This window comes from Alteromonas gilva (assembly GCF_028595265.1).
In the GTDB taxonomy this organism is placed as follows: Bacteria; Pseudomonadota; Gammaproteobacteria; order Enterobacterales; family Alteromonadaceae; genus Alteromonas; species Alteromonas gilva.
Genome location: NZ_JAQQXP010000001.1, coordinates 99188 through 123104, shown reverse-complemented (window position 1 = coordinate 123104; position 23917 = coordinate 99188). Strand labels below are relative to the sequence as shown.

Here is a 23917-nt window from a genome sequence, read left to right as displayed (position 1 = left end):
ATACCACGGATCAACCAGGCTGATCAAGCGCTGGCGGTTAATTTTGCATAAATGCACGCTGAATAAAATAAAAACTGCACCGAGGCGCAGTATTCGTCGTTACCCGCGGGCCGTTACACTTAGTTTATCTATTCTTCAACGGTGGCATTAGTGTATGGGCCTGGGCATTGTTTACACACGCGGCGTAGCGGGTATTAATGCCCCGCGGGTAAAAGTGGAGGTACACCTTTCCAATGGTCTGCCGAGTTTTAAACTCGTGGGATTGGCCGAAACCGCGGTGCAGGAAGCCAAAGAGAGGGTGCGCAGTGCCTTGATTAACAGTGGCTTTGAATACCCGGCCCGGCGCATTACGGTTAACCTGGCGCCGGCTGAAATCCCCAAAAGCGGCGGCCGTTATGACCTGGCCATTGCGCTGGGTATTTTAATTGCCATGGGATTACTTGAACAGGATGCACTGACCAATATGGAAGTCGCCGGTGAGCTCGGACTTAATGGTGAAATTCGCCCCGTCGTTGGCTTATTGCCGGTGGCCATGCGCTGCGCCGATGCCCGGCAAACCCTGCTTGCCCCGCACGATAACGAAGCAGAATTACAACTGATTGACGGGCTTCGTTATATTGTAAGCGGCAAGCTCCTCTCGGTATTTTTGCACCTTGGCGGTCAGCAGGCATTACCGCTACAACACAGTACTCAGCGCGCGGTGCCACCACAAGCCGCACCGCGCTGGGATGATATCATTGGCCAGCAACAGGCCAAGCGCGCGCTGACTATTGCCGCTGCCGGACGACACAACTTACTCATGGTGGGCCCGGCCGGCACCGGTAAAAGCCTGCTGGCCAGCCGGCTGGTATCGCTGCTGCCGGTGCTGTCACACCAGCAGGCTCTCGAAACAGCCGCATTGTATTCTGTCAAAGGTGAGCTTCGCGATACCACCCAATGGTATACACCGCCGTTTCGCTCACCGCACCATACCTCGTCGGCCATTGCTCTGACCGGCGGCGGTACGCATCCGCAACCTGGCGAAGTATCATTGGCGCACAACGGTGTGTTATTCCTCGACGAGTTGCCGGAATTTGGCCGTAAGGCACTGGACGTGCTGCGCGAACCGCTGGAAACCGGTGATATTTGCTTGTCGCGCGCCTCGGGGCAGGCGCGCTATCCTGCCAGTTTTCAGCTATTGGCGGCCATGAACCCCAGCCCTACCGGTGATATTGATGACGGTCGCAGCACCACTCAGCAGGTGCAGCGTTATTTAAGCAAGTTGTCGGGGCCATTGCTCGACCGCATAGATTTACAAATAGAAGTTCGCCGGCCCGAACACTATAGCTTTGCCAAACCGCCCAGTGGCGCCGACAGCGCCGAACAAGCGCTGAAAAAAGTGACTAACGCCTACGCCATTCAGCTTCAGCGTCAGGGCAAATACAATGCCGATCTGAGCGTTTCAGAACTGCGCGTTCAGTGTCCGCTGGACACCGAAACAGCGGATTTCTTGCAACGGGCAGCCACCAAGTTAAAACTGTCTATGCGGGTATTTCACCGCACCATCAAGGTTGCCCGCACCATTGCCGATCTCAACAATCAACACGCCATCAGCATTGAGCATATTAGCGAAGCCCTGGGTTACAGGGCGCTGGATACGCTCATTCGTCAGTTTAACTCAAGCTGAAACAGGGCATTAATGAGCGGCTCATGGCGACGCTCCTGTAAACAGGCCAGACCCAGCTCATAAGAGCCAATATCGTCTACCATAATGCGTGTCACGCTGCCTGACATACTGGAATGATCAAGTACCACCTGGGGCACAAAACCAATACCACAGCCCAGCGCCACCATAGATACGATGGCTTCATTACCGCCTACCGAGGCATACACATTGGGGCGAATACCGTGCTCGGCGAACCAGTGATACACAATTGAGCGACTTGGTCCCTGCTCAGGTAACACCACCGGATTAGTGCGCCAGTCAACCTGACTGAGCTGGTTTAGTCGCCATTCCCGTGGGGCAATTAATACCAACGGCACCCGGTCAAGCCCGGAAAAACATAAATCTGTGGGAAAATCCGCCGAATTAATGGCAATCGCCACATCTGATTTTTTTTGTTTTACGTTTTCTATAGCCAGGCCGGGGTCACCGGTTACCAGGCGAATATCGACCCCCGGATAGCGCTGTCGAAAGCGTTGTAATACCGACGGTAAATGACTCTGGCTGGCCGTCACTGAACAATACAGGCTCAATTCTCCTTGCAATGCTTTGCCGTCAGCACGCAGCTCCTGCCGTATTTGCTGCCACTCACCAAGGACTTTTTCGCTAAAATTCAGCAACTTGTGACCGCCATGTGTAAGCGCCACCGACCGATTGTCGCGTTTAAATAAAACACAGCCACACTCTTCCTCGAGACGCTGTATAACGCGGCTTAACGTTGACGGCGACACGTACATAGTCTGTGCAGTGTCACCAAAATGTAAACTGGTTGCGAGATGATTAAACAGCTGTAGGCTACGAAAATCCATGGCTATTTCACTTTTTGCAATACTGTTTTGCAAATATATCATTTTTCAAAACATGAAGGCTAGCGTATATTCAATCGCAAGTCGTCAATGACGAGATCATCCCAACAAAGTTACATTAAAGTAACGCAACGGGATAACGACAAAAGAAGTTCGGAATTTATTTTTTTATGGCTAATTATTTCAATACTCTGTCTTTACGCCAGCAACTGGACCAGTTAGGTCGCTGTCGCTTTATGAATCGCGACGAATTTGCTGAAGGCTGCGAGTTCCTTAAAGGTAAAAAAATTGTCATCGTTGGCTGCGGTGCACAAGGCCTTAACCAGGGTCTCAACATGCGTGATTCAGGGTTAGACGTGGCATATGCGTTACGTCAGGCCGCTATTGATGAGAAACGTGATTCTTATCAGCGCGCAAGCAACAATGGTTTTAAAGTAGGTACGTATCAGGAATTAATCCCCACCGCAGACGTGGTGTATAACCTGACACCGGATAAGCAACATTCAAGCGTGGTGGAAGCCGTAATGCCGTTAATGAAAGACGGCGCCACACTGGGTTATTCACACGGCTTCAACATTGTTGAAGAAGGCCAGCAAATTCGCAGCGACATTACCGTAGTAATGTGTGCGCCTAAGTGTCCTGGTACCGAAGTACGCGAAGAATATAAGCGTGGCTTTGGTGTACCAACACTAATTGCTGTGCACCCGGAGAACGATCCAAAAGGCGAGGGCATGGCCATCGCTAAAGCACTGGCCAGCGCCACTGGTGGCGACCGTGCAGGTGTGCTGGAGTCGTCCTTTGTTGCGGAAGTTAAGTCTGACTTAATGGGTGAGCAAACCATTTTATGTGGTATGCAACAAACCGCAGCTATCCTGGCTTATGAAAAAATGACGGCTGACGGCATTGATGCCGGCTACGCAGCAGCCTTAATCCAGTATGGTTTAGAAGCCATTACTGAAGCGCTGAAAATTGGCGGCGTGACCAATATGATGGATCGCCTGTCTAATCCAGCGAAGTTAAAAGCATTTGAGTTGTCTGAAGAATTAACGCAGCTAATGCGTCCGTTATTCGAAAAGCATCAGGATGACATTATCAGCGGTGAGTTCTCCCGCACCATGATGGAAGACTGGGCGAATAACGATGCTAACCTGTTTAAATGGCGCGAAGAAACCGGCCAGAGTGGCTTTGAAAATGCACCTGTGTATGACGGTGAAATTTCAGAACAAGAATTCTTCGACAACGGTATTTTGTTAGTCGCGATGATCAAAGCCGGTGTAGAGATGGCCTTTGACGTGATGGTTGAAGCGGGCATTTTACCTGAGTCGGCGTATTACGAGTCATTGCACGAAACACCACTGATTTCGAACACCATTTCGCGTAAGCGTTTGTACGAAATGAACGTGGTTATTTCTGACACTGCAGAATACGGTAACTATTTATTTGCTAACGCCGCGGTACCATTACTGCGCGAAAAACTCATGCCAAACATTGATACTTCATTGATTGGTAAAGGCTTAAACGTGACATCGAACCAGGTAGACAACAAGCGCCTGGCCGAGGTTAACGAAGCTATTCGCAACACTGGCGTTGAAGCAATTGGTAAAGAATTACGCGGTTACATGACGGATATGAAAGCCATCATCGAAGCGTAGACAGTTTCTGTCGTTAGGTGCTTAAACCAAGCCCTTTTGCCCGACCAATTTGGTCGGGCTTTTTTATGCCCGCAAAACCCCTTTTACCTGCAACCGAACCTGTGCAATAAGCATACAGCGTCGGTAAGTGTGCAGCGCATATTTCAAAACAGGTGTGCATTAACACGCCAGGCGGCGGCACATATCCGCGTATCCGGCTCTCAATATGTATTCCGGGCAGGTCACAGCCACTTAACAATGTGCTCTATAGCGACCTGGGGGATGCCAGGTAAGCAAACCGAAACTATGGGCCGCTATGCCGCGGCATCCATTTTAGGGTTGGTTAAACTCATGCGAATAATGGCGAATGCCAGGGAAAAGAACAGCACAAAGCCCGCTCCAATCGGATAGAGGTTATCGGTAAGATAGGCATCTACGCTGGTAGCCACAACAACGGCGATGATACTTGATATCGAACCAATGATGGCGGCACCCAGCCCTGCCATCTCACCAAGAGGCTGCATAGCGATTGCATTGAGATTGCCAAACAACAGCCCGACAAAGAAAAAGCCCACAAACAAGGTGGCAATGGTGACAAACAACGGTGGCAGGCCGTCGTACATCTCGATTAAACTCAAAAAGACCAGCGCGAAGGCAACCGCACCCACCAGCGCGAATTGCGTTACCCGATACATTCCCATTCGCATCACAATACGGCTGTTGATAAATGATGCCAGGCCAATAGAAAAAGCCAGCGTCGCAAAAATATAACTAAACCAGTCACCGACACCATAGTAGCCCTGAAATATGGTTTGCGACGCACTCAGATAAGAAAGAAATGCGCCAAATACGCAGCCCATTGCCAGCGTCGGGCCAATCACCGGCTTGTGAGTCAGAATAAAGCGCGAAGAGCGCGCAAACTGTCGCCATGAGAACGGTTTTCTGCGACTGGCGGGTAATGTCTCTGGCTGACGGATCCAAAACCAGGTACCGCTAAATGCGGCAACACACAAAAACAGGGTAAAAATATGCAGCCACGAGGCGATATTAAGTACCCACTGACCCACCATAGGCGCGAGCATAGGTACTAGAATAAACACCATCATAATAAACGACATGACTTTGGCCATGGCTTCGCCAGAAAATTGATCGCGGATCACGGCCGTGGAAGCGATACGCGGCCCGGACACGCCAAATGCCTGTATTACCCGGCCAACCAACATGGTATTCATGTCTTCGGCAAGCATGCAAATTATGGTGCCTGCAACAAAAATACCCAAGCCCAGAATAATCGCTTCACGCCGACCGCGAGTGTCACAATACGGGCCAAAAAATAACTGGCCAACGGCCAGCCCTGCAAAAAAGAGCGACACAATAAGGTGGCTCTCATGAATATCCTTAGCCCCCATGGCTGCACCGATGGTATCGAGAGCGGGCAGCATAGCGTCAATACTTAGCGCCACCAGCGACGTCATTATTGCCATTAATGCGATAAATTCAGGTAAACCCAGCGCAGGTTTAACATAGGTGCTTTTTACGTTCATATACAGAAGACTGTCCGGATAATAAAGAAATCAAATATGTAGGAGATGGCCGCACGCGCCGGCCAAAGCAAGCTGCAGATTATATAGGAAGTTAACCTTTTACGCGCCCTGTTCCGCGCTGATTGGCGGCAAAAGTTGTCGGCGCAGGCGTAAAAAATGGCAGCACCCTCGCCGTGGCAACACAGTGAACCCGTGCAATAGTGGCACCGGCGACAGTAACAAAAAGTGCCCGCGCGTCGTCCGGGCACTCTGGTTTCGCGGGCTCGGCAAACCGGTTATAACCGGTTTGCACTAAAAGCTTACGAGACGTTACAACGGTACTTAGCAATCCTTGTCTTCTAAGTCCATCTTCTCTTTGGCGTCTTCACAAGCATCTTCGATGGCGTTGCCAGCATCTTTAGCCATCTCTTCAGCTTTATCTGCGGTATCTTCAGCAAACGCCTTGGTTTTATCTGCAGCGTCTGAGGTTGCCTCTTTGGCATCATCCATTGCTTTACTGGCCGCGTTTTTAAATTCGCTCACCTTGCTTTCGGTTTGCTCTTCCTTTTCTTCGCTACAGGCGCTAAGTCCGAGTGTAAACATTACAACAGTAGCAAGCGTAAACAGTTTTTTGGTGGTTTTCATGAGTATAATTCCTTGATTAAACAGAGCGATCGAGTAATACAGATTTTATAATTTTGCCCAAAAATACCAGATAAATAGCCGAAACTAACAGCATTTTGCCGGTATTTTGCAGCACAGGAATAACTGCTCGCCATTTTAAAGCGGTTAGCAAAATAGCGATAGCAAAAAGAATAAAAACAAACATTGGCGAATCCTTGAAAAATTTACCTCAGCGAATTACCGCTAACACAGCAGTAATGCGAAAACCTTGCCAACACTTTATTATCATTAAAATTCATAGACTTGCTTAAGCCTTTGGTCTGTCAGCCAGGCTGTTACGGGTAAAGGTGTCGGTAATAAGAGACATTTTTACTCATTTGTGACGACGATACGCCCACACCAGACACTGCGATGCGCTTCGCTGTACCATGGTATCGCGTATAAGGTTAGAGGCACTCACTTTTTAGCCAGGGCCTATAGACCCGCATAAATGTGCAGGGAAACACGCCATATTGCAGTACAATTTGCAGTACAATGAGGTTTTCACCGGTTATAAGGTTAGATCGAATGCGTATTGTATGCGGAATTGAAATTAAAGGCAGTGAAGCCATTGTTGCTCTGTTAGCCCTCGACCGCGGACTGTTTCAGGTGCCCGATTGCCGGGTTCGCAGAGTCGCCCTCCAAACGCCGGATAGCGCCCATAACTTACGCTATTTTCAGCGCACTGTAGCCAAGCTTTTGGCCGATTATAAGACTGCCGAAGTGGTTATTCGTGAACGCCCAACCAAGGGCAAATTTGCTGGCGGTGCGGTGGGTTTTAAGCTGGAAGCCTGTATACAGCTGATAAACGATATTGAGGTAACACTCCTCAGTAGCAGTCAGATCAAACAGCGGCTTAAGCGACAGCCATTGACAGTGCCTTTTACCGAAACCGGACTCAAGGGGTTTCAACAAGGCGCCTTTGAGACCGCTTATGCCTTTTTATGTGATCAACCTGACCCAGCAGAGTAGACTGTCTGGCAACACGCGTGTTGGTGTCCGTAAGGGCTTAAATAACCAGCCAGCCGTTTGCGCCGCAGCATTTAATTGGAGCGGTCAGGCTTTTAAAGGCCTGACCAAATCACCCGGTGGTGGCAACCTGTCAGCCATATCTTAATGCAGGTATTTCGCCAAAAAATCATCCATTTCTTTAAATAGCGTCATCCGATTAGACTGAATGGATAAGTAATGGTCACCAAAAGGTAACTCAACATACTTATAGGTTTTACCAGCATCGTCCAACTCATCAGCCATTCTCTCGCTTTGCTCGACATGTACCGTGCGGTCTTCCTCTCCATGTACCAGTAATATCGGCGTTTTAATGTTCTCTACATAGTTGATCGGTGACCGACGCTCGCGGTCATCGCTGTCTTCGCCCAACTGCTTTTTCACCAGGTTAGCATTTAAAAAGTTGCGTTGACGATACACCATGCGGTCTAAATCACTGACGCCGGCAAAACTCACTGCGCACTGGTATAAGTCCGGACTTTTAACTGCCGCGGCAAGTGCGGCAAAGCCGCCATAACTGGCGCCCACAATACATATTTTATTTTTGTCGGTATAACCCTGATCAATCATCCATTGCGTACCGTCAACCACATCATCCTGCATGGCCATGCCCCAGTTTTGCATTTGCGACTCGCTGAAGGAAAACCCATAGCCTGTAGACCCGCGAAAGTTTGGCCGTAATACGGCGTAGCCACGACTGTTAAAATAGGCAACCCAGTAATCGAAACCGGCGCGATCACGTCCCGCGGGACCACCGTGAGGGAATACCACGGTGGGATAAGGCGCCTCACCCTGTTTAGGTAGCGTTAAATAGCCTTCAATTTCGACTTTGTCGCGGGCAGTGAAAGTAATTAGCTGATGGGCGCTTAACTGCTCGGTATCGATCTGTGGATACTGATCAAACAGAAAACTGATTTGCGGATCTTTTTGATTACCGAGATAGTATTTACCCGGTTGTGCATCACTCTCAGAGTAAAGCAGATAAATTTCTTCATTATCACTGAACGCTGTGAGCACATTGTGCTTGTCGCTAAACAGCCTGTCCAAACCCCGCTGCAGGGGGGCGTATCGGTCATCCCAGTAATAACGGCCATTGGGCGCGTGTGCATGGCGGACGCCAATGGCATCGCGTGTTAACGGTGAATAAATCAGGCTACCGTCGACATCATAATTTTCATCGGCGTACACGAGCGTTTCTTTGCGGGTCGCTAAATCCAGCGTGTACAATGCCTGATAATCGTTGAGGTATTTTTTTATGTACAGTGTGTTGGGATCAACACCAAAGCCCGCCACGTGCACTGGTTTATCCGTAGTGACGTTAAAGCTGTACAGTTCTTCGAAATTGCCTTCTTTATCACGCAGGAAAATCTGCTTTTCACCGGAATCGTAATCCAGTGAAATACCAATTCGTACGTTTCCTTGCTGATCGGTCACCCAGTTCCGGATCTGTTTGGTACCTCGCACAATGCGCTTTATTTTTTGATTTTTAATGTTTACTTCAAATACGGACTTCTCAAACGGCCGGGATATATCGATAGCCATAAGAATGTGATTGGGATCATCGGGTAAAATATCGATCACGTTGTCCTGAAACTGCGGCACGTACTTTGCGTCGTTCTGATAACGTTGGATATGTCGCCAGTCGATAACCGGCTGGGGCGATTCGCCTTGCTCGTCGTAGCGCATCACGTAAAGGCGGGTTGAGAAATATTTCTGGCCATTTCTGGCACTCATCTCATAGCGAGCACTTACTAACAGGTCTTCGTTATTGGCCCATTTATACCAGTTTATTTTGACCTTTTTGTTGTCGGAGTTGAGTAAGTAATAAACATTACCGGTGGCGACATCTAAGGTCATCAGCGCCGCCATATCCTCATCGGGCGAATTGCGTTCCATGGCAACACGCTGGCCGTCAGGCGAGAGCGCTACACCGTAGAACTGGGGCAGGCGGCTAAACACATCGAGGGGTTGAGGATCAGCCTGAGCGGGGGTTACCAACAACACACTCATTGCATAGCAAACCACTGCTAACCGCTTGAGCAGATGAATCATAAAACGTCCTTGTCTGTATTTGTGCATTCGGCATTACTATAACGACAACACAACACCCAACGCAATACTCCGTTGATTATCCGATTTTGCTGTAGCCAGGGGATTTATCAGGTAAACTTATGGTCTGAATATTGCGTAATGTTCTTATCTTTATTTTTTGTAAGCCGTGCGAGGAGCACTCACGTCGTCAATGTTTTTTAGCCCGACTTTTTTCCGTCGCACTCTTTATTTTTCTGGCATTGCCTGTCTATTAGGGTTAGCGCCAATTGCTCTGGCGCTGGAGTATACTCTCAACGGTGTGAGTCGCAGCGATCTGAAAGACAACATCAAACTTCACCTGAATCCTATTTCGGTCACCAACGGGGACCCCGACGAGACCACCGAAGAGCGCATTATTAAGTCTGTAAAAACTGCACTGCAACCTTTTGGTTTTTACAATACTGACATTGCATTGCGTACCGAAAAGCAGGCGCTAATCATTGACGTGGACCTCGGTGAACCGCTGCGTGTGGCCAATGTTACCCGCGAAATCATCGGCGAGGGCCGTGACGATCCTGAGTTTAAACAACGCTTTAACAGTTTTAAGCTTAAACCCGGTGATGTCATGCATCAGCCCACCTACGAAAGCTTTAAGTCATCTATGTTTAACTATGCTTTGTCCAACGGTTACTTTGACTACCATTGGCAGGCAACGCGCCTGGATTTAGTGCGCGAGGAAAACGAAGCCAACGTATTGCTGATTGCGCAAAGTGGTCGCCAGTATGAATTTGGCGAGGTCCGACTCGAGGGTGACACCCGCTCCAGCGCCATTATCGGCCGCATACAGCCTTTTCAGGAAGGTGAAAAGTACACCTCTGCAAAGCTAACCAAATTTAACCAGCAGTTAAATCAAACGGGCTATTTTTCCAGAGTGATCGCGCGCCCGTTGGTCAGCCAGGCCAAAGGCGCCCGCGTCCCCATCGAAGTGACCCTGGCACATTTGCCGCGCGATATCTTTAACGTTGGGGGTGGCGCAAGCACAGACACCGGGCCCAGAGTGCGTGGCCGTTGGGAACGTCCCTGGGTAAATACCCGGGGGCACTCTATTACCGGTGAGTTATTTGCCTCGCAACTCGAGCAGGCTGCCAGTCTCGATTACCGCATCCCGCTCGAAGATGTCAACAACGATTATGCAAGCATCAAGACCAGCTATGAATTTCAGGACAACGATAACAGCGATACTAAACGCGAAACCCTGAGTATTTCTGCCCATCGTTTTTGGAAAGAGGCTGAATCGCCCTGGCAACGCAGCCTGTCACTAACCTACGACAGGGAAATGTTTACCCAGGGCCTCAGCGACCCGCAAACCATTAATTTGCTTATGCCTGGTTACTCCATTGCCTTCAATAATGCCGAAGAAAAAGTGGATATTGATCAGGGCCAGTATTACCGCATTTCTGCGCAGGTGGCGCACGAAGATTTGGCCAGTGATATCTCTTTAGCAAAAGTGCTGGCACAGGCCAAAATTATAACCACGCTGGATGATACCCACCGTTTGTTTTTCCGTGCTGAGGCCGGCGCCATTTATACCGAAGAGTTTAACCGGGTGCCGTCGTCAATCCGCTTTTTTACCGGTGGCGATCAAAGTGTACGTGGCTTTGGTTATCAGCAGATATCCCCTTTTGTGCTCAATGATGAGGGCAATCGGGTGTTAACCGGCGGCAAGTACCTGGCCACCGCCAGTATCGAATACGCCTATCCCATTGCCGACAACTGGCGCGCCGCTGTATTCAGCGATGTGGGAACCTCAACCAATGATTTCTCGGATCCACTGGCCCGAAGTGTCGGTATTGGTGCGCATTGGTTAACACTGATTGGCCCTGTACGATTTTATGTTGCTCGGGGTAAAAATGCGTTTGAGTCCACATGGCGAATCCACTTCACGCTGGGGCCAGAACTATGACGATTAACCGCCTCGCAAAAATATTTTTAGTGACCTTACTGCTATTGCTGGGATTAGTGGTACTGGTTTTGTCACCGCTGGGCACGCCAGCCATCAACTATGCTGCCAACAAGTTTGTACCGGGCCTGACACTGGAAACGGTATCAGGGAGCTTGCTGAGCAAAATTACCTTCGAAGGCATTCATTGGCAAAACGCGCAATGGCAGGTCGACGTTGATGCGGTAACGGTTGCCCACGAATGGACCTGTTTGCTTAAGAGTGCCGTGTGTATTGAGCAGGCAACGCTCACCACGCCCAGGATAGTCCAAACCAGTCGCAACGAGCCCGCAACTGAAGAACCGGCACCGGCAGAGGATATCTCATTACCCTTCGCACTCTTCCTGGACTCCCTGAATATAACCAACGCTTATTTTGAATCACCCGCGGTAACCCTTGAGATGACGGCCGGCAACATCAGCGCAGAATGGCTGGACTCGTTAGTTGTCAATGAACTGATGGTGAATGTATTAACGGTGCAGTTACCTGAGAGCGAGCCGCAGCCGGCAACTCCCTTAGCAATCGCTTATCAGGCACCGGTGCTGCCTGAAATCGTGCTGCCGCTGGCAGTTGAACTGCATGAGGTAACGCTCGGTCAGCTGACCGTTAGCCGCGCGCAACAGCAACTCGTTAGCCTCAGTGCCAGCCTGCAACACGCGACAGCGAAAGGCAGCACGGTAGTTATTGATACGCTGCAGGTAGACACCCCGGAACATTCCGCAACGGCCACCGCCGAGGTAACCCTGGCGGGTGAGTATCCGTTGTCGCTGACACTGGATAGTACCCTGACACTGGCCCAACAATCTCAGCGCCTGGCACTGACCGCGAAAGGCGAACTCAGTGCACTGACACTGGATATCAAAGGTGAAGGACCAATCACCGCAGCGACGGCGGCGCAAGTTAACCTGCTCAGCGATCAGTTGCCGTTGTCGCTGCAGGCACATTGGCCGCAGCAGTCGCTCAGCCCCTTTGTGGCCGGACAACTTTCACCCGGTACGCTGTCCGCACAGGGAGAAATGGGCGGTTATAGTGTTCAGCTCGATGGCGGTGCCAACCTTGACGAGTTAACCGCTGTCACTGTTAAGGCTCGCGCTTTATTAGGTAAGCATTCGCTGGCGGTGTCGACCCTCGACGCCACCTTATTTAACGGCGAGATCAGCAATTCCGGCGTGATGTATTTTAGCGAAGCGCTTAGCTGGCAGGGTACAACCAATATTGTGAGCCTCGACCTGGACACCTGGCTGGCGCAGGGTCCGCAAGATATAAACGGTGGCATGAAATCGCACGTTAACATGAGTGAGCAGGGCCCCAATGTACTGCTGTCAGAACTGGCCCTCAGCGGCACTCATTTAAATGAGCTCTTTACTATAGCGGGTGACGTTGTTTACTCGGCCAACAGCGATATCGTAGTAGCGAACCTGAATGCAGACATTGCCGAAAACCAGCTGACGATTGCCGGACAGGTACTTAACCAACAATACCTGGATGCACTGATTACACTGGATCTGCAACAACTAGCCACGCTGTACCCGGATATCAGCGGTCAGGTTACCGGCTCCGTGGCGGTCAAGGGCGACTGGGCAGATCCGGTGATTGACTCACGCATTAACCTGCAAAACGTCGTGGCGAGCAGGGCGCTAAGCCCTATCGCCGCCGGCCAGGGTGCGCTCAATGGTGACATAGCGGTATCTGGCTCACTGGCCAGCCATCGCTTACAGGCCGATTTACAGCTACCCGAACATACCACCCAACTGAATCTTGAAGGTCACTGGCAACAACAGGTGTGGCAGGCCACCCTGAGCGATTCGCAGCTCGCTATTTTAAATACCAGTTGGCAGCAACAGTCAGATCTGCAGCTCACTTATAAGCAACAGCAACAACAGTTTATGATGAGCCAGCATTGCTGGCAGGCACGTGAGGAAGGCGAACTGTGCATTAACTCGCTTAATTACACCCCGCAGCAAATTACATGGGACCTCAGCGCCAACTTGCTCCCCGTGGGGTTATGGGCCAATGAAGTATTCCCGGAAATGTTGGCCAAGCGTAATAATGCCACCCTGTCACTGACCACCGCCGGGCAGTTTACCCCGCAAAGTCAGCAGGCAACAGGCTCCTTTAGTGCCAGCATCAGCCCGGATAGCTGGGAGTTGGGCAGTGAACCAAGTGTGAGCATCAACCTTGATACCTTTAACCTCAACGGTGAATTTACCGACAGTCAGCTGTCTGTAGATGCCAGTATTACCAGCCCTGAGATTGGCAATATTAGTACCCAACTGACCATTGATCCCTTTACCCAAACCCCACAGTTGCAGGGCAAACTGCAGTTAAGCCAATGGCAGTTAGCGCCTTTTCAGCACCTCATTAATAACATGCAGGAGCTTGATGGCCAGATAGATGGCACCCTGGAACTACAAGGCCCGGTCAATTTGCCTGCGGTAACCGGTCAGCTTTCTCTTAAGCAAGGCTCTATCAACAGCGATGACCTGCCGGTGGTGGTCTCTGACTGGCAGCAAACCATCGAATTTTTTGGTGATAACGCCACCTTTGATGGCAGCTATATGCTTGGCGACGGTGCCGGGAGTATTGCCGGCAAAGTAAACTGGCAGGACGAGCTCATCATCGACGTTGACCTTAAAGGGAACGCGTTCACCGTTCACTATGATGCCAGCAGTGTTAAGGTTTCGCCCAACCTTAGCGCCCACATCGATCCGCAGGGCGTAGACATCGCGGGCGACATTAATATTCCCTGGGCACGGATCAATATCACTGAATTACCCCCCAGCGCTATCTCACCGTCGCGGGACGTACATTTACGTGGCGAACCGCCCAGCGACGCTCTGGTCGACAATATTAACGCCAATGTCTCCATTACCCTTGATAAAGGCAAAAAAGGCGAAGTCCGGCTGGATGCCTTTGGCCTCACGGCGGCACTAAGTGGGGGTATAAATGTGCAGACACAACCGGCCATCACCGGTTACGGCGACCTGCAAATACTCAATGGCCGCTACGAAGCGTGGGGGCAAAACCTGATTATCCGTACCGGTGAAGTACAATTTAATGGCCCGATCAATCAGCCGTTATTACTGGTTGAGGCCATTCGCGACCCCAAGCTGACAGAGGATGATGTGATTGCCGGTGTGCGAATCGATGGCCTGGCCAGCGAACCCAGTATCAGTTTATTCTCAGAACCGAGCATGGATCAGGCGCAAAACCTGGCGTACCTGCTAAATGGCAGTGGCAGCCTGCGTAGCAGTGGGCAGGGTGATAATGGCTATGCCGCCATGCTGATTGGTTTAGGCTTATCGAGAACCGAGGGTATCACCAGTAATGTGGGTAAGACCCTGGGGATCGAGGATTTTGCGGTGACCACCACCGGACAGGGTAACGACACCAAACTTGCCGTATCAGGAAAAATAGCCCCCAACCTCACCGTGCGCTACGGCGTTGCTATGTTTGAAAACGAAGGCAGTGCCGGTCAGGAAGTGGCGTTACGTTATCAGGTTTGGACCAACCTCTATATCGAAGTGGTGCGCAGCTTGTCTACGGCGGTTGATATGTACTATCAGTTTACATTAGGCGACCAGGACAAACAGGAAAGCAACGACGACACGAACGATTAGCCTTCATGCCCGGGGGCTATTCCTGCTCAATCAGTTGCTGGTATTCGGCTTTAAACTTGCGTTCGCGCTGATAAGCCCAGGGCATAAAGCCTGCCATCAGTACACACAAACCGGCTATGACCGGTAACTTGCTGACCAGTTTATCCATGCTCATCTCACCTGAATACACTAACACGCCAAAAATAGTCAGCAGCATAACGATACTTACCCAGCCGGAATGAAAGGTTACGCGGGCAATTGTCTGGTTGTTGCGCAGTTGTTTTTTGAGCGTCTCACGAAACTGCGCCGTGTCTTCAAAGGTCGCTAACGCTGCATGGCGGCGTAACCAAACAAAATAGACCGTCATCGCCAGGGCGGAGCCAGATACCCCAAAAAGCATATAAATTAATACACTCGGCAGGGAATTCCATGTATAGGCAATGAAGCCGATACTCATAAAAAGGCACATAAAATCCGTTATTACATACAGCCGTTGCAAACGTTGCTGGCGCTTTAAACGTTTGGTTAGATCAGCCATATCAATGTTGCTAACCGGCTGTTGCTGCCAAAGTGCGGTTAAATCGGTTGATTCGTCATTCATGATTCATACTCTGTTGCAGTGCTTTTTTGGCTCGTTGCAGTAACACACCGACATGATTTTTGTTGATCCCGCACACCTCGGCGACTTCCTGATAGCTCAACCCTTCTAACGTGAGGGTCATCACCTGACGCATGGTCACCGGCAAGTCCCGAATAGCATCAAGCAGGTTCACCACATCGCGGTTTCGTTCAGCGGCATAGGCAGGTTCGGTATCAGCGGGGGCTGATGAGGTATTAATGGACTCATCATCACCATGATGAATGTGACTGCCTTTTACCTCTTTGCTGACATGACTGATTGCCCGGTTATGGGCAATTTTAAGCATATAGGTTTTGAGGCTTGCGTCACCATTGAAACGGGCCAGGCCCTGCCAAACCGCCAGGGCGATTTCCTGCAATAATTCCTGGCGCAACGACTCATTGGCCTCATAACTGGCCGCAACGCGACTCAGTAGTGCCTGATGTTCATTAAGAATTTGCTCAAAGTCCGTTTGCACGCCACTTCCATCGTTATTGCCTAAGCTAGTGTGGGTATAGTCTAAAGCGGCGCAAAAAAATTACACTTTGCTGTAATTTTTTTTATTCACCGAAGACTGTAACAGTATGCTGCCGATCAACCGGGCGGTGTTAACTTGTTAATTGACTCGGAGAACCCTGATGACAACACTCGAAATAACCTTGCTGGTATTGACTATGCTTGCTGCAGGCTTGTTTTGCCACTACCTTGATGCTAAATACAACTGGCAGTTAAGTGCCTGGTTTTATGGTAAACCCGTGAATCCCTTTGATGCCAGACAAACTGTGCAAGCAACGCCGGCAGCGTCAAAAGACGCAGAAATTGCCAGCCTCAAAGCGCGCATAGCCACGCTGGAAGCGATTGTGACCGAACCCGCCTTTGAGCTCAACCAGCAGCTTAACCAGCTACGAAAAGAAGGTTAAGCCGTATCTCGTAAAAACGTTTCTAACTGCCCGGCAGCCATTTTTACCAGGCGTTGGCGCGACTCTTTCGCTGTCCAGGCAGAATGCGGAGTAATGAGTAAATTAGGTAGCTTTACATTGAGCAACGGGTGATTGGCAGGGGGCGGCTCTACGGTCAGGGAGTCAAGTCCGGCGCCACCGATTTGCCCGCCTTTAAGCGCCGCAAGCAGTGCTGGTTCATCAATCAGGCCGCCGCGCGCTGTATTAATCAGCAGCGCTGTGGGGCGCATTGCTGCCAGTCGCTCAGCGTTGATCAGCTTGTCTGTCTCGGCGCTTAACTGGCAATGTAAACTGATGACATCAGCCTGGGGTAGTAAAGCGTCTAAAGACTCGCGGCCTTTTACCTCGGTGCCCGGACGGGCGGCAACCGACACCTGCATGCCCAGAGCCCGGGCCAGGGTCGCAAAACGTTTTCCTAATGTACCATACCCCACAATTACCAAATGCTTGCCCGCCAGCTCCATGACCGGCTGATCGAGTAAACAAAAAAATGGCGAGCGGCTCCAATCGCCCTGCTGCACTTGTTGGTGTGTAGGTACAAAGGACGTGGCTAAATTTAACAACAACATCAAGGCATGTTGAACCACCGCGTCAGTGCCATAGCCGTCGACATTTGTCACGGTGATACCGGCTTGCCGGCAATATGCGGTGTCCACATTGTTCATCCCCGTGGCGAGGACGCCGACGTACTTTAGCTGCTTTACCTGTCTGAGGGTATCCGCGCTCAACACCACTTTGTTGACTAAAATAATGTCGGCATCTTGTATACGCTGCGCAACCTGGTGGGGCTGCGTCGCTGGATAAATGGTTAATTCAACAGGCAGGTGTTTAAATTCGTTGAGGGATAAGTCATTCCCCAGTGAGTCGCCGTCTAACAGTACCGCGCGCATTACAATGACTCGATGATCCGTTCAAGGGCTGATTTGGTGCGAGCCGGCACCGGCACGACCCGGTCAGAAGAGCGATCAACAAACACATGAACAAACTGGCCATGGGCTACCCGACGCTGATTAGTACCCGCGTAAATCGATACGCCGTAGGTCACCGAACTGCGGCCAATTTTAGCCACCCGCACACCAACATCAACGTCTTCAGGATAAGCAACATGAGAAATAAACTGACATTGTGAACTTACCACATGCGCCACCACCGGACTGGTGCGAAAGTCCATGCCCGCTTCGTCACACAAAAACCGGTTAACCGCCGTATCGAAAAAGCTGTAAAAAACCACGTTGTTCACGTTACCGTAGATATCGTTATCCTGCCAACGTGTTGGCAACGTTACCGCATAGGGATAGTCGCTTAGGGACGGGGTAATGTCCGTCATAATAGTTTTTCATCCTTCTAATCTAGCGTTCTGATATTACGAGCAGAATTTTAGCTTACCGACTCCTCGCCGGTAACGCCAGAGTCTGTTGAGTGTTGGCAACAATTTATGCCCGCTATGGCAGTCTTAAGACCGCCAAACAGGTGTGCAGGGCCGGCGCTGTATAATGCCCGGCATAGTAAAAATGGTATTACTAGTTTCTGATCTGGCCATTGCCAAGCACAACGAACTTTTCTGTGGTTAAGGACTCGGCCCCCATAGGCCCATAAGCGTGTAATTTACTGGTAGAAATACCAATTTCGGCGCCCAGCCCCAACTCACCACCATCTGAAAAGCGTGACGACGCATTCACCATGACCACTGCCGAGTGAATATCGCGGATAAAGGCATTGGCCGTGGCATAATGCTGCGTGACGATGACTTCGGTATGCCCGGAGCCGTATTCGGTAATGTGCGCAATGGCTTCGTCGTAACTCTCTACAACCCGCACGGCAATTTCCATTGCCAGATATTCGGCGTGCCAGTCTGCATTCGTTGCCGATAGCGCATCGGTAAAATGGGTTTTCGACGCATCGCAGGCATGAATCAATGTATTGTGCTGTTTAAGCATCGCCGCCGCCCGCGGTAAAAAGTCATCGGCGACGTCGCTATGCACCAGGCACGTTTCCAATGCGTTACACACTCCGGTACGCTGAGTTTTACCGTTTTCCAGGATGTTCAACGCCTGCTCAAGATCGGCGTGTTTATCGACATATAAATGACACACACCTTTGTAGTGCTGAATCACCGGAATTTGACTGCGCTCGCTAACGTACTCTATTAAGCCTTCGCCACCACGGGGAATAATCAAATCGATGTATTCTTTAAGGGTCATGAGTTTATTCATGATTTCGCGATTCGGATCGGGAATAACCGTTACTGCCGCGGTATCTATATCAAATTCGCGCAACACATGATGAATACATGCGGCCAGGGCGAGATTGGAATGCAGCGCTTCTTTACCGCCGCGTAAAATCACGGCATTACCGGCCTTAAAACACAATGCCGCAGCATCAATGGTAACATTTGGCCGCGATTCGTAGATCATCGCGATAACCCCTAGTGGAATGCGCATTTTGCCAACCTGGATACCACTGGGCATGGTTTTTAACTGCTGGATGCCGCCGACCGGGTCTTCCTGATTAGCCACAGAGGCCACCGCACTGGCAATCGCCATCACCCGCTCTTCGTTGAGCGTAAGGCGGTCCATCATGGCCATATCCAGTCCAACAGACTTCGCGTGTTCCAGATCCAGTTGATTAGCACTCAGTATGTTACTGACCTGCGAAATAAGGTGCTTACTGATGGCCATTAATACTGCACGTTTTTGTTCGCCACTTAAGCTCGCCACTTGTCTGGCTGCGACTTTGGCGTCGCGCGCCGCGGCGCGGATTGAGAAACTCATAAGAGACTCCTTTAGTCGAACATCACAAGATCGTCACGATGGACGACCACCTCGCCACTGTCGTAACCCAACTTACTGCGAATTTGTGTGCTTTTTACACCTTTTATAACGTGTAACTCCTGCGCACTGTACAGCGCAAGGCCTTTTGCCACGGGCTTGCCCTGACTGCAAATTTCCACTGCGTCACCGGCGTCAAAGTGACCACTTACTGTTAATATACCCGACGGCAGTAAAGACGCCCCCTGGTTTTTTAGCGCCGCACTGGCGCCTGCATCTACTTCAATTTTACCGCGCGTTTTAAGCGTATGCTCCAACCACAAGCGGCGCGCTTTTTTATGTGACTGCTGTGCCCGAAACAGCGTGCCCGGTATCTGGCCGGCTTGCAAGGCATCAAATACTGTTCCATTGCGGCCATTCACAATAAGAGTCTGAATGCCACTACGGGTGCATTTATCGGCGGCTTCAATTTTTGTGCGCATACCGCCAGTGCCCACAGACGTCCCGGCTCCCCCTGCAATAGCGTAGATGTCAGGAGTAATATGATCCACCTCATGAATGAGCGTAGCGTTGGCATTTTTGCGTGGATCGGCCGTATACAAGCCATCGATATCCGAACATATAATCAGCGTATCGGCGCCTGCCACCAATGCCGTGTAGGCCGCCAGATTGTCGTTATCACCCACTTTAAGCTCATTGACTGCCACAGTATCGTTTTCATTTACGATGGGTAATGCCTGGTGTTTAAGCAGCTCTCGCAGGGTATTTTTGATATTTACGTAACGCGTGCGGTCATGCAGGTCGTCATAGGTAACCAGCACCTGCGCACAGGGAAAGTCAAACAGGCGCTGCCAATTCGCCATCATCCCTATTTGGCCTATCGCCGCCATTGCCTGTTTTTCGGCAATGGAGGGCACATGATTAACCGGAATGTTAGCCCGGCCAGCAGCAACACTGCCGGACGACACCAAAATAACTTCTTTGCCAGCGGCACGGCTGGCGATGATAAAACGTGCAATGGGCAGTAAAAAACGGTCACTGCACTGGGCGCCGTCTGGCGCGATCAGGGCACTTCCAATCTTAATGACAGCGCGTTGCCATGAAAATGCATTCATCCGGGTGAAATCAATCTGTAAGCGGGCAGGCCTCTAGAATATTACAAAGTGTGCGTAAAACAAACTAAAAGCGTATCTCAGACAAGGTGTTACGTGCCTGATCAGGGCCGGTAAAAATAGCAGCGGACTTGCCACGCCACAGGATTCAATGGTCCGCGCGGACCGCACTGCAGGCAAACGCCCGAAGCCTGAGACGATACCTGACTCAAAGCCGTAAAAGCACCGCTGTTATGCTGAGTTTGCGTCCAGTTTTGTGCTATTTACGGCCAAGTGCTGGCAAAACGCGTCGCATTAGAATTAAACTATGTGGCTCTAATAATAATTGGGGGGATGAGTACAGCGGTAGGATTATCGCAATACTCGGCGTTTCCCTGGCATTACAACGACGACGAAGGAAAATCTATGAGCAAGCGTATGCCAAAGTTAATTTGGCTCATGCCGGTGCTATCGTTGCTGACCTGTTCAGTGTCAGTCAATGCAGCAATCAAGCAAACAAAAGGGGACTTTGAAGATAAGTTCCGCCAATTGGATGAAGTGCTTCCAACTCCTAACGTATACCGCAACGCTGCGGGTGAGCCGGGCCATCAGTATTGGCAGCAAAAAGTCGACTACGACATCGACGTAAAACTTGATGAGGCTAAGCGCCGGATTGAGGCTGTAGAGCAGATTACCTACAAAAATAACTCGCCTGATACGCTGAAGTATTTGTGGATCCAGTTAGATCAAAACAAATTCCGTGATGATTCAATGTCGGCGTTAACCACCACCTTTGGTGGTATTGGCAATCGTGGACCGGCAACCTCTGCGGCCTCTGGCGACAGCCCGGCAAAATTGTCGCTGGGTGCCCTTCGTCGCCAACAGTTTGTTGACGATAACGAACTGGGCTATCAGATTAACAAAGTCACCGATGGCCGCGGCAACCCGCTGCACCATGTCATTGTGGGTACACTAATGCGTGTTGATCTCGACTCGCCCCTTAAGCCCGGTAAAGATACCGAAGTGAATATCGACTTTGGCTTTAATATCGTTGAGGAAGATGCGGTTTCAGCACGTGCCGGTTATGAGCACTTCCCTGATGACGAGCGCGAGGGCGGTAACGACATCTTTTTGCTGGCCCAGTGGTTCCCGCGCCTGGCGGCTTACACCGACTATGAAGCCTGGACCAATAAAGAGTTTATTGGCCGTGGTGAGTTTACCCTGGAATTTGGTAATTATGATGTAGAAATCACCGTTCCGGCTGACCACATCGTATCGTCTACCGGTGTACTGCAGAACCCACGTGACGTGCTGACCAGCGAACAACGTGAGCGTCTTAAGAAAGCCGAAACAGCCGACCGCACCGTGTTTATCGTAACGCCGGAAGAAGCGCTGGAAAACGAAAAAGAAGGTACCAGCAAAACCAAAACCTGGCATTTCGCAGCCGAAAACGTGCGTGACTTTGCCTGGGCGTCGTCACGTAAATTTATGTGGGATGCGCGCGGCTACCAGCAGGGTGGTGATGTTCAGCCACTGGTAATGGCAATGTCTTTCTACCCCAAAGAAGGTGGCGATCTGTGGAAAAAGTATTCTACCGAAGCCATCATTCACACCATGGATGTGTATTCACGTTTCTCTTTTGACTACCCTTATCCGGTAGCCCAGTCGGTAAATGGTCCGGTAGGCGGCATGGAATACCCCATGATCACCTTTAACGGCCCACGTACTGAACTGCAGGACGACGGTTCACGCACCTATTCACTGGCTGAAAAACGCTTCCTGATTGGCGTGGTGATTCACGAAGTAGGGCACATTTACTTCCCGATGACGGTTAACTCTGACGAACGTCAGTGGACCTGGATGGATGAGGGCTTAAACAGCTTCTTAGACGGTGTTGCCGGTCGTGAATGGGATCCGGATATTCCATGGGGTGTTGAGCCGCGTGATATTACCGGCTATATGAAGTCACAAACCCAGGTACCCATCATGACTCAGTCAGACTCTGTGCTGCGTCTTGGTCCTAATGCTTACACCAAGCCGGCTGCAGCGCTGAACATTCTGCGCGAAACCATTCTTGGTCGCGAGCTGTTTGATTTTGCCTTTAAAGAGTACGCCCAGCGCTGGATGTTTAAGCGTCCTACACCGGCTGACTTTTTCCGCACTATGGAAGAGGCCTCAGGGGTCGATTTGGATTGGTTCTGGCGCGGTTGGTTCTACAGCACCGATCATGTTGATATCTCACTGGACAGCGTTTACAAGCTCCGTTTAGATACTCAGGATCCAGATATTGATTTTGCGCGTGAGCGTCAGCATGAACTCGACAAGCCAAAATCACTAACCGTTGAACGTAACGAAGCCGAAGGCAAAAAGTTATGGGTCGACCGTTTCTCAGATATCTCTGATTTTTATGACGAAAACGATCAATTTACGGTTACCAACAAAGAGCGTAACAAGTACAAAAAATGGCTCGATAAACTTGAACCATGGGAACGTAAAGCCTTTGAACGCGCCGTTGAAGAAGATAAAAATTACTACGTAATGGAGTTTTCTAACAAAGGCGGTCTGGTGATGCCAATCATTCTCGAAATGACCTTTGAGGATGGCAGCACAGAAATGATGCGTATACCTGCTGAGATCTGGCGCCGTACCCCTAAAGCGGTAAGCAAGCTGGTCATCACTGACAAAGACAAAGAGCTGGTGAGTGTGACCGTTGATCCACGCTGGGAAACTGCTGACGTTGATGTTGAAAACAATCACTATCCACGCCGCATTATTCCGTCGCGTATTGAAGCCTACAAGTCTAAGCGCAGCTCATCCAAGGTACGTCGCGATATCATGCAGGATATCAAAACAGAACTGGATACTGACAAAGACGAAGAGGAAAGCGAAGGTAATGACAACTAAACTCAATCGGGTTTCAAGTGTCATTCAGGCAGGGCTTTATGCCCTGCTGTTGTTTATGGCATGTGGACAAGCCGTGGCGCATCAGCAAAAAATTGCCATTACAACGGTACTTTTCAACCCGCGAACCGAAAATATCGAAATTATGCATCGGTTTAACCTGCATGATGCCGAGCATGCGGTAAAAGCGCTGTTTAAGAAAACCGCTGATATTCTGGATGATCAGGAAACCCAAACGGCCTTTGCCGGGTATGTGGCAGAGCGCTTTATGCTGCGTAACGCAGAAGAAAGCAATCTGGCACTAAAGTTGGTCGGTTATGAGGTAGACGGTAAGCATTTCTGGGTATACCAGGAAACTGAACAGCCACCAGCGCTGGCAGGTTTACAGGTACGTCATGACGCGCTGCGAGACCTATGGCCAAGCCAGGTCAACACCATTAATGTTGAGGGTAAAGGCGATTTACAAACGCTGACTTTCACTGAAAACGTTGAATTACTTGAGGTGCACTTTTAGTTTCACCTCAGCCAGCATCAAACCGCTGCTTTGCTGCTGCTTTGCTGCCGCTTTTAAGCCATGCAAAGCAGCCTGTTTTTATCCGCTTGTGTTATAAAAGCCC

General features: G+C 50.3%; 20 protein-coding genes. 8 read left to right on the top strand and 12 right to left on the bottom strand.

Features of this window, described 5'->3' with window-relative positions:
- Positions 1–154 precede the first annotated feature (154 nt).
- On the top strand, positions 155–1666 hold the full coding sequence (locus OIK42_RS00570) for a YifB family Mg chelatase-like AAA ATPase (protein ID WP_273637611.1): 1512 nt from the start codon (positions 155–157) through the stop codon (positions 1664–1666).
- On the opposite strand, the gene ilvY is transcribed toward OIK42_RS00570, so the two are convergent.
- Complete coding sequence (gene ilvY / locus OIK42_RS00565; protein ID WP_273637610.1) at positions 1648–2511, bottom strand: HTH-type transcriptional activator IlvY; 864 nt, start codon at positions 2509–2511, stop codon at positions 1648–1650. The genes OIK42_RS00570 and ilvY overlap by 19 nt on opposite strands.
- Positions 2512–2678: 167 nt before the next feature.
- Between ilvY and ilvC the strand changes: the two genes are divergently transcribed.
- Positions 2679–4160: a ketol-acid reductoisomerase gene (gene ilvC / locus OIK42_RS00560; protein ID WP_273637609.1), complete on the top strand. Its 1482-nt coding sequence runs from the start codon at positions 2679–2681 to the stop codon at positions 4158–4160.
- Positions 4161–4453: 293 nt separating this feature from the next.
- On the opposite strand, the gene OIK42_RS00555 is transcribed toward ilvC, so the two are convergent.
- The 4 genes from OIK42_RS00555 to OIK42_RS00540 form a co-directional block, all read right to left on the bottom strand.
- On the bottom strand, positions 4454–5683 hold the full coding sequence (locus OIK42_RS00555) for a multidrug effflux MFS transporter (protein WP_273637608.1): 1230 nt from the start codon (positions 5681–5683) through the stop codon (positions 4454–4456).
- A gap of 91 nt (positions 5684–5774) precedes the next feature.
- Positions 5775–6011 (bottom strand): hypothetical protein, encoded by a 237-nt coding sequence (locus OIK42_RS00550; RefSeq protein WP_273637607.1) that lies wholly within the window; start codon positions 6009–6011, stop codon positions 5775–5777.
- Complete coding sequence (locus tag OIK42_RS00545; protein WP_273637606.1) at positions 6005–6307, bottom strand: hypothetical protein; 303 nt, start codon at positions 6305–6307, stop codon at positions 6005–6007. Before OIK42_RS00545 ends, OIK42_RS00550 begins: the two co-directional genes overlap by 7 nt.
- A 16-nt stretch (positions 6308–6323) precedes the next feature.
- Positions 6324–6491 (bottom strand): hypothetical protein, encoded by a 168-nt coding sequence (locus tag OIK42_RS00540; RefSeq protein WP_273637605.1) that lies wholly within the window; start codon positions 6489–6491, stop codon positions 6324–6326.
- Between the two features lie 362 nt (positions 6492–6853).
- Here OIK42_RS00540 and OIK42_RS00535 point away from each other — a divergent pair, with 362 nt between their 5' ends.
- On the top strand, positions 6854–7297 hold the full coding sequence (locus tag OIK42_RS00535; RefSeq protein WP_273637604.1) for a DUF3010 family protein: 444 nt from the start codon (positions 6854–6856) through the stop codon (positions 7295–7297).
- A gap of 141 nt (positions 7298–7438) precedes the next feature.
- Here OIK42_RS00535 and OIK42_RS00530 read toward each other — a convergent pair whose 3' ends face one another.
- Positions 7439–9385 carry an alpha/beta hydrolase family protein gene (locus tag OIK42_RS00530; protein ID WP_273637603.1) on the bottom strand — a complete coding sequence of 649 codons (1947 nt, stop codon included), beginning with the start codon at positions 9383–9385 and terminating at the stop codon, positions 7439–7441.
- A 190-nt stretch (positions 9386–9575) separates the two neighbouring features.
- Between OIK42_RS00530 and OIK42_RS00525 the strand changes: the two genes are divergently transcribed.
- Positions 9576–11327, top strand: coding sequence for an autotransporter assembly complex protein TamA (locus OIK42_RS00525; protein ID WP_273637602.1), 1752 nt, complete (start codon positions 9576–9578; stop codon positions 11325–11327).
- A complete protein-coding gene (locus OIK42_RS00520; RefSeq protein WP_273637601.1) occupies positions 11291–14983 on the top strand; it encodes a translocation/assembly module TamB domain-containing protein in 3693 nt (1230 codons plus the stop codon). The genes OIK42_RS00525 and OIK42_RS00520 overlap by 37 nt, the downstream gene beginning before the upstream one ends.
- Before the next feature lie 16 nt (positions 14984–14999).
- On the opposite strand, the gene OIK42_RS00515 is transcribed toward OIK42_RS00520, so the two are convergent.
- Entirely contained in the window at positions 15000–15563 is a 564-nt protein-coding gene (locus OIK42_RS00515) for a hypothetical protein (RefSeq protein ID WP_273637600.1), read from the bottom strand.
- Positions 15556–16059, bottom strand: coding sequence for an RNA polymerase sigma factor (locus OIK42_RS00510; RefSeq protein ID WP_273637599.1), 504 nt, complete (start codon positions 16057–16059; stop codon positions 15556–15558). The genes OIK42_RS00515 and OIK42_RS00510 overlap by 8 nt, the downstream gene beginning before the upstream one ends.
- A 160-nt stretch (positions 16060–16219) precedes the next feature.
- On the opposite strand from OIK42_RS00510, the gene OIK42_RS00505 reads away from it, so the two are divergent.
- Positions 16220–16501: a hypothetical protein gene (locus OIK42_RS00505; RefSeq protein ID WP_273637598.1), complete on the top strand. Its 282-nt coding sequence runs from the start codon at positions 16220–16222 to the stop codon at positions 16499–16501.
- On the opposite strand, the gene OIK42_RS00500 is transcribed toward OIK42_RS00505, so the two are convergent.
- The 4 genes from OIK42_RS00500 to proB all read right to left on the bottom strand — a co-directional run bounded on the left by OIK42_RS00500 (position 16498) and on the right by proB (position 20423).
- Positions 16498–17430, bottom strand: a complete 933-nt coding sequence (locus OIK42_RS00500; RefSeq protein WP_273637597.1) for a D-2-hydroxyacid dehydrogenase — start codon at positions 17428–17430, stop codon at positions 16498–16500. The two genes, OIK42_RS00505 and OIK42_RS00500, sit on opposite strands and share 4 nt — an antisense overlap.
- A complete protein-coding gene (locus OIK42_RS00495; RefSeq protein ID WP_273637596.1) occupies positions 17430–17867 on the bottom strand; it encodes an acyl-CoA thioesterase in 438 nt (145 codons plus the stop codon). The genes OIK42_RS00500 and OIK42_RS00495 overlap by 1 nt, the downstream gene beginning before the upstream one ends.
- 193 nt (positions 17868–18060) lie before the next feature.
- Complete coding sequence (locus OIK42_RS00490) at positions 18061–19311, bottom strand: glutamate-5-semialdehyde dehydrogenase (protein ID WP_273637595.1); 1251 nt, start codon at positions 19309–19311, stop codon at positions 18061–18063.
- Positions 19312–19322: 11 nt separating this feature from the next.
- Complete coding sequence (gene proB, locus OIK42_RS00485) at positions 19323–20423, bottom strand: glutamate 5-kinase (protein ID WP_273637594.1); 1101 nt, start codon at positions 20421–20423, stop codon at positions 19323–19325.
- 402 nt (positions 20424–20825) lie between these two features.
- On the opposite strand from proB, the gene OIK42_RS00480 reads away from it, so the two are divergent.
- Entirely contained in the window at positions 20826–23303 is a 2478-nt protein-coding gene (locus tag OIK42_RS00480) for a M1 family metallopeptidase (RefSeq protein WP_273637593.1), read from the top strand.
- A complete protein-coding gene (locus OIK42_RS00475; protein WP_374211830.1) occupies positions 23293–23814 on the top strand; it encodes a DUF6702 family protein in 522 nt (173 codons plus the stop codon). The genes OIK42_RS00480 and OIK42_RS00475 overlap by 11 nt, the downstream gene beginning before the upstream one ends.
- Positions 23815–23917 lie beyond the last annotated feature (103 nt).